The following is a 7176-nucleotide window of genomic DNA, read 5'->3' on the forward strand; positions in this document are numbered from 1 at the left end:
GGTGCGAGAGGGGGTCATCGGGCCTGGCCGACAGCGGCGGGTGGGAGGCCGAGGCGAGACGCACGCGGCCATGAGGCTCCGACAGGCGGGCCGGCTCGGGCAGGCGCCGCACGGCCCGGCGGGCGCGCAGGTTCAGCAGCATCACGGCCGGCGCGACCGCCCACGACACGATGCTCCACCAGCCGTGCAGCATGGTCTCGGCCGTCACCTCACGAAACACGGCCAGCCCACAGTCGCGGCAGTAGGGCCCGGTCTCCGCCACGACTCGCACCATCGCGATGTAGCCACGGTGAGCCCGAAGCACCACGTCCGCCGCAGGCCCGTGACCGCACACCCTGCACTCCAGCATCCCGCTCACGGGCAGCGATGCTACTGCGTCGGTCTGGCCGGGAAATTCGTAGTCCACGCTGGACGGATGTGGTTTGATCGACTGCACTATGGATACGACGACGGAACTGGCGGGTTCGCCGTGGACGCGGGGGAGCCTCGCGGCCGAGCTGGCGGCGCTGGGCGTGCGGCCCGGGTCGGTGCTGCTGGTGCACTCGTCGCTCAAATCGCTGGGCTGGGTGTGCGGTGGCCCGGTTGCCGTGGTCCAGGCGCTGCTGGACGCGCTGGGCCCCGACGGCACCCTGGTCGTGCCCACGCACACCCCCGACAACTCCGACCCCGCCGCATGGCAGCACCCGCCAGTCCCCGAATCGTGGTGGCCGGTGATCCGCGAGCACATGCCCGCCTTCGACCCGGCGGTCACCCCGAGCCGCTGGATGGGCCTGATCTCCGAGACGGTGCGGACCTGGCCGGGCGCACGCCGCAGCGCCCATCCGCAGGTGTCGTTCGCCGCGCTTGGCCCGGCAGCGGAGGAAGTCGTTGCGGGTCACCGGCTTGACGACATGCTCGGCGAGTCGTCCCCGCTCGGCGCGGTCTCTCGGCTCGACGGTGATGTGCTGCTGCTCGGGGTGGGGCACGACAGCAACACGTCCCTTCACCTGGCCGAGTATCGCCTGCCCGCACCGCCCCGGCTCCGACAAGGCGCTGCGATCTTCGAGGATGGGCGGCGCGCGTGGGTCTGGTGGGAGGACGTCGATATCAGCGAGCACGATTTCGAACGCCTTGGCGAGGACTTCGACGACACCGGCGCGGTCGCGATGGGCCCGGTCGGTGCGGCCGCGTGCCGGCTGATGCGCCAGCACGCGGCCGTGGATTTCGCGGTCGGTTGGTTCTCCAAGCACCGCCAAACCGTTACAGAGTAAGCGTCCAGCTGTTGATGTAGCCCGTGTCGGCCGACGCGGCGTCGCGTACCCGCAGCCGCCATGTGCCGTTGCTCGCCTCCGACGACAGGTTCACGCTGAACGTCTGGTCGATGTTGTCGGCGCTGCCTCCGGCTCGGTTGTGCAGCAGGTAGAGGGTGCCGTCCGGCGCGACAAGATTCACAATCAAATCGCCCTTGTACGTGTGGACGATGTGCACTTCGACCGCCGATGTGGCCGAGGCGTTCCCACTACAACCCGCGATCGTGATCGAAGACTCCACGGTGGACAGATCCGGGATCGTGACGTCCGTGCCGTTCGTGCCGCTGCAACCCGGCGCGCCGTTGACGGTCAACGCAAACGATGTGCTGCGCGTCGCGTCCGCCCCCGTCCCGGTAACGGTCACGGTGAACGTGCCGGGGGACGACCCGCTCGCGGCCGCGCTCAGCGTGAGCGTCGACGACCCACCGGAGGTGATCGAGGCCGGGCTGAACGTCGCCGTCACGCCGCTCGGCAGCCCGGTCGCCGACAGCGTGACCGGTTGCGCGCCGCCGTTCGTGACCGTCGTGTTGATGGTCGTGGTGATGGACGAGCCAGGGTTGACCGACCCGGACACGGGCGACGCCGCGATCGAGAAGTCGTTGCCGGCGGGCGTGCCCACCGCGAGCGTCCACAACGCGTAGGCCGCGGCGTCCGCGGCCCGGTTGAGCACGGTGTCGCTGATGTTGCTCGGGAACGTGTCGCACGAGCGGTGGTAGCACGGGTCGAAGGCCGACTGCGTACCACCCCATTTGGCGACTTGAGCGGCGGTCTTCACGCGGGAGGCTCCCGCCGCCACGCCCGAGGTCTGGATCCCGGCGGCGTTGAACGACGCGTCGTCTGACCGCCCGACCCCTTCCGTGTTTTCCTCGGTCTGCACACCGATCGAGTCGTAGTAGGCCTTCAGGGTCTGCCCGAGCGCGCTCGTGATGCGGTTGATGAAGTAGCCGCCGTTCGTGGACGCGACCATGTCAAAGTTGAGGTACCCCCTGATGCGCGTGCGGTCGGCCGAGCTCAGCCGGGCCACGTAGAACTCGGACCCGTTGAGGCCCTGCTCCTCGTCGGTCCACCAGGCAAAGCGGACGTGCTTGGTGAGCGTCGGGTTCTGGGCCGCGAGCACGAGCGCAATCTCCAGCAGCATGCTCGAGCCCGACCCGTTGTCGTTGACGCCAGGCCCGGCGGACACGCTGTCGAGGTGGGCGCCCAGCATGATGACCTGCTCGGGGTCGCCGCCCGGCCAGTCGGCGATCACGTTGGGCCCGGACCCGCTCGTGCAGCCGGACGTGCAGTTCTGCTTCACGACCGAGTACCCGGCCGCGACCAGCCTGTCGTAGACGTAGTTCACCGATGCGGTGTAGCCGCTGGTGTTGGAGCGCCGGTTCCCGCCGTTGTTTGTGGCAATGGTCTGGAACTGTTGCAGGTGGGCCCGCATGTTGGCGAGCGAGATGTCGGGTGGCGCGAGCACCTGCACGCCCGCCACGGAGGTGGGAATGGCCAGCGCCACACCGCCCGCGAGCGCCAGCGCCATGAGCCCACGCACAATCGAGTACTTCCTCATCCGTACTCCTCACAGGGGTTGTCTGTTCGCGTGAGGATAGAGGGTGCAGTGATTCATGTGAATAGCCGCATGTGATTATGGGCCCGATGTCCGTTTCCCGGATTGACTTTGGCTGTATGGGTAGACAGCGGGTGAACCACACGCCACCATCTGTAGCAGGACGTCAACCGCAGGAGGTGATCGTGAAGTATCCACCCCTGGACGAACTGAAGGCCACCGTGCTGGATCCCGCGCCGAAGATCCGGGACGTCATCGCCGACGCGCCCCGGCTGGCCCACACGGTGGCAGATCTCGAATCCGACCGGCGGGCGATCCTCGCCGCGTTCGACGTGTTGTCGCGGGAAGTGCACGACAGCCGCAGGGTCGACGAAAGTGCGGCCGACGACCTGGTGCAGCGGCTGACGGCATACCGGCAGAGAGCCGCCGATCTCCTCTATCAGGCATACGGCGTCGACCTCGGCGGTGAAACCTAAAAGGCTCGATCCGCGTCCAAGCCCGTATGAGACGTCTCCTGTGCCTGGCTGTTGTTCTCGTCGCCGCCGCCACGACCGCGACAGGTTGTGCAAAGGCCCCGGATACGGGCGGTCCGGGGGCGCCCGACAACGACAAGTCCGCGTTCGACCAGCGAGCCGCCCAGGTGGCGGTGGCCTGGCAGGCCGGCGGAATCGGTGACGACTGGACCAAGGGATTCGTCCCGGTGCAGGATCTCACCATCGCACCCGAGGACGGCTTCCCCAGCAGCGAGGCCAAGATGGCGTTCCAGGCGGGCTGGTTCACCACCTCGGCGCAACTGCCCGCGCAGGCGGGCACGGGGGCCATCGTTTACCCGGACGGCACCAAGCAGGAGGTACCAACGGTAAGCGCAGCCGACGCGTACAAGGCGATCGACCAGGGCGACGCGGGCTGTCCGACCTGTGTGTCGCTCGACGTGACCAAGGCCGAGGCGGGGACGGCGCCGGTCAGAACAAGCCGAGGAGTGGCACAGGTACCGGTTTGGAAGTTCACCATCGAGGGCATCAAGAACCCCGTGGCGCGGGTCGCGGTGTCCCCGGAAGTGACAAAACCGCTGCCAACACCGTCCATTCCGGAATGGAGCCGCGACGCCGCGCTGGCAAGCGCGCAAGACCTGGTGGCAGTCAAGGACTCGGTGATCGAGTTCCGGCTCGGCGTCGGGGCTTGCGACAAGGACATGACAGGACTGGTTTGGGAGTCTGATCAGGTGGTCGTGATCGGAGGGTCGGTGACCCCGCCGGGGCCGGAGATGGCGTGCACCGCGCAGCTCGTGCTGCACCCGGTGCAGGTCAGCACGGCCAAGCCGATCGGCAACCGGGTCATCCTCGACGCGATCACGGGCCAGCCGGTGCTGTTGATGCAGTCCCACCTCTCGTAACCCCTTTCGTGAGAAGACCCGCGGCGGGCTGATTCCTCCCCTATCAGCCCGCCGCAACTACACTCCCGCCCATGCAGTTGATCGGTGAGCTCGCGCCCGACCGGCCCCTGGTCGTGGTCGCGATGCCGGAAGAGGCCGCCTATCTGGGGACCGACCTTCCCGTGCTGGTGATGGGTGTGGGCAAGGTGTGCGCCGCGATCGCCGTGACGTGGGCGCTGTCCGGGCCGGTGCGGCCGTGCGAGATCATCAACTTGGGGACGGCGGGCGCGTTGCGCGCGGGCTTGAGTGGTACCAACGAAATAGGCTTAATTCTTCAACACGATTTCGACGGCGACAGCATCCAGGCGCTGGTCGGCCGCGCCTACGGGGCGCCGCTGCGGCTGGCCGACTCGGGGCTGGCGCTGGCCACCGGGGACGTTTTTGTGTCGGATCCCCAACAGGCGGCTGCGCTGGCCGAGCGGGCGGACCTGGTAGACATGGAAGGCTATGCCGTGGCGGCTGCTGCCCTATCTTTGGGGGTACCTGTCACAGCCTGCAAACACGTGAGCGACTCGGCGGACGGCCAAGCCGTCAAGAGCTGGACATCGACGGTTGCCGAATGCTCGCGGGCGCTGGGCGTCTGGCTGGCCGGATATGCGGCACAGCGAGGTTGGGCCGTTTCGCCCGCGCAAGGGTCATAGAAATTCGCGTGGCATTCGCTAGGGTGCGAGACATGGCATCGCGAGATCCGTGGATGACGCCGAAAGACCTGGGGCGAGGTGTGGTGAAGTCATATACCGGGCACCTGCTGGTCGCCATGCCAACCCTGCGTGACCCGCACTTCGAGCGGACCGTGGTCTTCATGCTCGCGCATGAGGCCGATGGTGCGCTGGGAGTGGTCCTCAACCGGCCCACCGGCGTCAGTGTTGCCGAGGTGCTGCCGGGCTGGGAACCTCTGGTCAGCGGGCCGCAGGTGCTGTTCGAGGGTGGGCCGGTCGGGCCGGACTCGGCCATCTGCGTGGCGCGGGCAAAGCCGGGCGTGGCAGGCTTCGTCGGGTTCAGCCGCATCATCGGGCAGATCGGCACCCTGGACCTGAGCCAGGAGCCGGCCCGCGTGGCGGAAAGGCTGGAATATGTCCGGGTTTATCACGGATACGCCGGATGGGGGGCCGGGCAGCTCGAAAAGGAAATCGAGGAAGGCTCGTGGTTCGTCTTCAGCGCCCTGCCCAGTGATCCCTTCCTGGCCCAGCCGGAAGACCTCTGGCAGCTCGTCCTGCGCCGCCAAGGCGGCCTCACCGCCGCTGTCGCCCACTTCCCACCCGACCCCCACCTCAACTGACACGCACTACGTATCCTGATTTCGCGATCAAGTGGGGGGCGTGTACTATTTCGCAGGTGCCTCCGCCGGGGTGGGGGCCGAAACCAGGTTTTTGGGGCTGTGGCGCAGCTGGTAGCGCACCACACTGGCAGTGTGGGGGTCAGGGGTTCGAGTCCCCTCAGCTCCACCAATTTTGATCAAGAAAAACGCCCTGGTGGGACATGATCCTCAAATCCAGGGCGTTCCGTGTTTCCATCCGTGGATCATGCGCGTGCCAGATCAGTCTTTGATCTTGTTTCTCGCCTCCTCGATCAGCTCGTCCAGCGCGGCAGCGATGGCCTCGTCGCGATCGCGTGTCGCGTGTTGGTAGATCATGGCGGCTCGTGTGCTGGAGTGCCCGATCCTGGCCATTAGCTCCTTCAGGGTCCCCCGCTTCGAGCCGACCAGGTGCTACCCGTGTAGCGGAGGTCGTGCAGGTGGAGATCCATGTCGTTCGGGATTCCGGCATCTTTGAGCGCCTTCTTCCACACCCGGTTGAAGTTCCTCCGGCGCGGGATGCCGCCCTGTGGCCCGACAAACAGCCGCCCAGTCGCTCCAGGCTGCGCGTAACGCTCAAGGTGGAGCTTGATGTCGGCTCGTAGCGCCTGCGGCAAGCTGATGGGCCGCTTGCCCGCTCGCGACTTCGGATCGTCGTCATGCTGGCTGCCGTCCTCCATTTCCGCCGTGGCGCGTCTAACGCGAAGCCCCATCCATCGAGGTCGATGCTGTGCTCGATGCGGGAAAGCTTGGCCTCCCGCTGCGGGTCGGTCGACTCTTTCCACGTTTTGGTTCGCTGGAAAGTGATTTCGTGTTGTGCAGAAGCTGCCGCAGCCGCTCCCGACCGACAGTCACGATCTGGTCCGGGTTGGCGCCCAGGAATCAGCCAGCTTACGCAGACTCCAGTGGGTGAACGGCAGCCCCAACTTGATGGGGCGGGCGTTGGCCGTCGCGACGATAAACGCCTCATCCTCGCCACTGATGCGGCAGGGACGGCCACCCGCCCACCGAGGGCCCAGGCTGGACATCCCCATCTGGTTGAACCGGTGAATCACTTCACGCACCCGGGTCCTCATCAGCCTTCACCAAGCGCGCGATGACCGGCACGCTGTTGCCGCCCGCCGAGGCGAGTACAACCAGTGCACGGCGGTAACGCACCACCGCCCCGGTGCTGCGGCGCACGATCCGCTGCAAACGCTGGCCTTCCTGATCACTCAGACGCCGTACCCGAACAGGCTCTGTCACCCCGACAGCATCGGCGCCACCCACGCACGGTCCCGCAACCGACCGGCATGTCGAACTGATCAACCAACCCGGCGAACGTTCGTGGACACGGCACTAGCAACGGCACAACGGCTGGTAGGTGTTGGCCGGGACTACTCCCTGCAGCCGGAAGTTCTTCGTCCCCATTCGTGCGAAACATCTGTCCGCCATACGTCTGAGGTGGATCCATCCATTTTAGAGACGGGTCTGTTTCAGTAACGGTGTTTCCGGCGGATCTTCAGTAGTTCTCGGCGGCCGGGAACCGGTCACCGAACGTGATGGCGAAAGCGTTGAGGACTGGCTTCCAACGCACCGCCCATCGGGTCTTGCCGGTACCGATCGGATC

General features: G+C 66.7%; 10 protein-coding genes, 1 tRNA gene and 1 pseudogene. 6 read left to right on the plus strand and 6 right to left on the minus strand.

Annotation, left to right across the window (positions count from 1 at the left end; translation table 11 throughout):
• Positions 1-358 (minus strand): annotated as a pseudogene (locus DM816_RS38840) (hypothetical protein); the annotation flags it as partial.
• 79 nt (positions 359-437) lie between these two features.
• On the opposite strand from DM816_RS38840, the gene DM816_RS38845 reads away from it, so the two are divergent.
• Positions 438-1250: an AAC(3) family N-acetyltransferase gene (locus DM816_RS38845; protein WP_117215482.1), complete on the plus strand. Its 813-nt coding sequence runs from the start codon at positions 438-440 to the stop codon at positions 1248-1250.
• On the opposite strand, the gene DM816_RS38850 is transcribed toward DM816_RS38845, so the two are convergent.
• On the minus strand, positions 1240-2844 hold the full coding sequence (locus DM816_RS38850) for a M28 family metallopeptidase (protein ID WP_117215483.1): 1605 nt from the start codon (positions 2842-2844) through the stop codon (positions 1240-1242). The two genes, DM816_RS38845 and DM816_RS38850, sit on opposite strands and share 11 nt — an antisense overlap.
• A gap of 182 nt (positions 2845-3026) precedes the next feature.
• On the opposite strand from DM816_RS38850, the gene DM816_RS38855 reads away from it, so the two are divergent.
• The 5 genes from DM816_RS38855 (at position 3027) to DM816_RS38875 (ending at position 5721) form a co-directional block, all read left to right on the plus strand.
• Positions 3027-3317, plus strand: a complete 291-nt coding sequence (locus DM816_RS38855; RefSeq protein ID WP_162908281.1) for a hypothetical protein — start codon at positions 3027-3029, stop codon at positions 3315-3317.
• A gap of 26 nt (positions 3318-3343) precedes the next feature.
• Positions 3344-4234, plus strand: a complete 891-nt coding sequence (locus DM816_RS38860) for a hypothetical protein (RefSeq protein ID WP_117215485.1) — start codon at positions 3344-3346, stop codon at positions 4232-4234.
• Positions 4235-4305: 71 nt separating this feature from the next.
• Positions 4306-4914: a nucleosidase gene (locus tag DM816_RS38865; RefSeq protein ID WP_117215486.1), complete on the plus strand. Its 609-nt coding sequence runs from the start codon at positions 4306-4308 to the stop codon at positions 4912-4914.
• A 32-nt stretch (positions 4915-4946) separates the two neighbouring features.
• Positions 4947-5552, plus strand: coding sequence for a YqgE/AlgH family protein (locus DM816_RS38870; RefSeq protein ID WP_246002622.1), 606 nt, complete (start codon positions 4947-4949; stop codon positions 5550-5552).
• Positions 5553-5645: 93 nt separating this feature from the next.
• A tRNA-Ala gene (locus tag DM816_RS38875) sits at positions 5646-5721 on the plus strand.
• Between the two features lie 89 nt (positions 5722-5810).
• On the opposite strand, the gene DM816_RS38880 is transcribed toward DM816_RS38875, so the two are convergent.
• The 4 genes from DM816_RS38880 to DM816_RS45005 form a co-directional block, all read right to left on the minus strand.
• Positions 5811-5942, minus strand: a complete 132-nt coding sequence (locus DM816_RS38880; protein WP_117215487.1) for an integrase — start codon at positions 5940-5942, stop codon at positions 5811-5813.
• Positions 5943-5950: 8 nt separating this feature from the next.
• Positions 5951-6280, minus strand: coding sequence for a site-specific integrase (locus DM816_RS38885; protein WP_162908282.1), 330 nt, complete (start codon positions 6278-6280; stop codon positions 5951-5953).
• A 138-nt stretch (positions 6281-6418) separates the two neighbouring features.
• Positions 6419-6643 carry a helix-turn-helix domain-containing protein gene (locus DM816_RS45000; protein ID WP_342768801.1) on the minus strand — a complete coding sequence of 75 codons (225 nt, stop codon included), beginning with the start codon at positions 6641-6643 and terminating at the stop codon, positions 6419-6421.
• The gene (locus DM816_RS45005; protein WP_246002624.1) at positions 6624-6812 is read right to left on the minus strand and encodes a hypothetical protein; all 189 of its coding nucleotides are present in this window, start codon (positions 6810-6812) and stop codon (positions 6624-6626) included. The genes DM816_RS45000 and DM816_RS45005 overlap by 20 nt, the downstream gene beginning before the upstream one ends.
• Positions 6813-7176 lie beyond the last annotated feature (364 nt).

Source organism: Allorhizocola rhizosphaerae (assembly GCF_003426775.1).
GTDB lineage: Bacteria > Actinomycetota > Actinomycetes > Mycobacteriales > Micromonosporaceae > Allorhizocola > Allorhizocola rhizosphaerae.

What these genes read in the sequence shown, in the direction of transcription:
- DM816_RS38860 (WP_117215485.1), top strand. Translation starts at nt 3,344, where the DNA reads ATGAGACGTCTCCTGTGCCTGGCTGTTGTTCTCGTCGCCGCCGCCACG.
- DM816_RS38845 (WP_117215482.1), top strand. Translation starts at nt 438, where the DNA reads ATGGATACGACGACGGAACTGGCGGGTTCGCCGTGGACGCGGGGGAGC.
- DM816_RS38850 (WP_117215483.1), bottom strand. Translation starts at nt 2,844, where the DNA reads ATGAGGAAGTACTCGATTGTGCGTGGGCTCATGGCGCTGGCGCTCGCG.
- DM816_RS38885 (WP_162908282.1), bottom strand. Translation starts at nt 6,280, where the DNA reads ATGGGGCTTCGCGTTAGACGCGCCACGGCGGAAATGGAGGACGGCAGC.
- DM816_RS38880 (WP_117215487.1), bottom strand. Translation starts at nt 5,942, where the DNA reads ATGGCCAGGATCGGGCACTCCAGCACACGAGCCGCCATGATCTACCAA.
- DM816_RS38870 (WP_246002622.1), top strand. Translation starts at nt 4,947, where the DNA reads ATGGCATCGCGAGATCCGTGGATGACGCCGAAAGACCTGGGGCGAGGT.
- DM816_RS45000 (WP_342768801.1), bottom strand. Translation starts at nt 6,643, where the DNA reads ATGAGGACCCGGGTGCGTGAAGTGATTCACCGGTTCAACCAGATGGGG.
- DM816_RS38865 (WP_117215486.1), top strand. Translation starts at nt 4,306, where the DNA reads ATGCAGTTGATCGGTGAGCTCGCGCCCGACCGGCCCCTGGTCGTGGTC.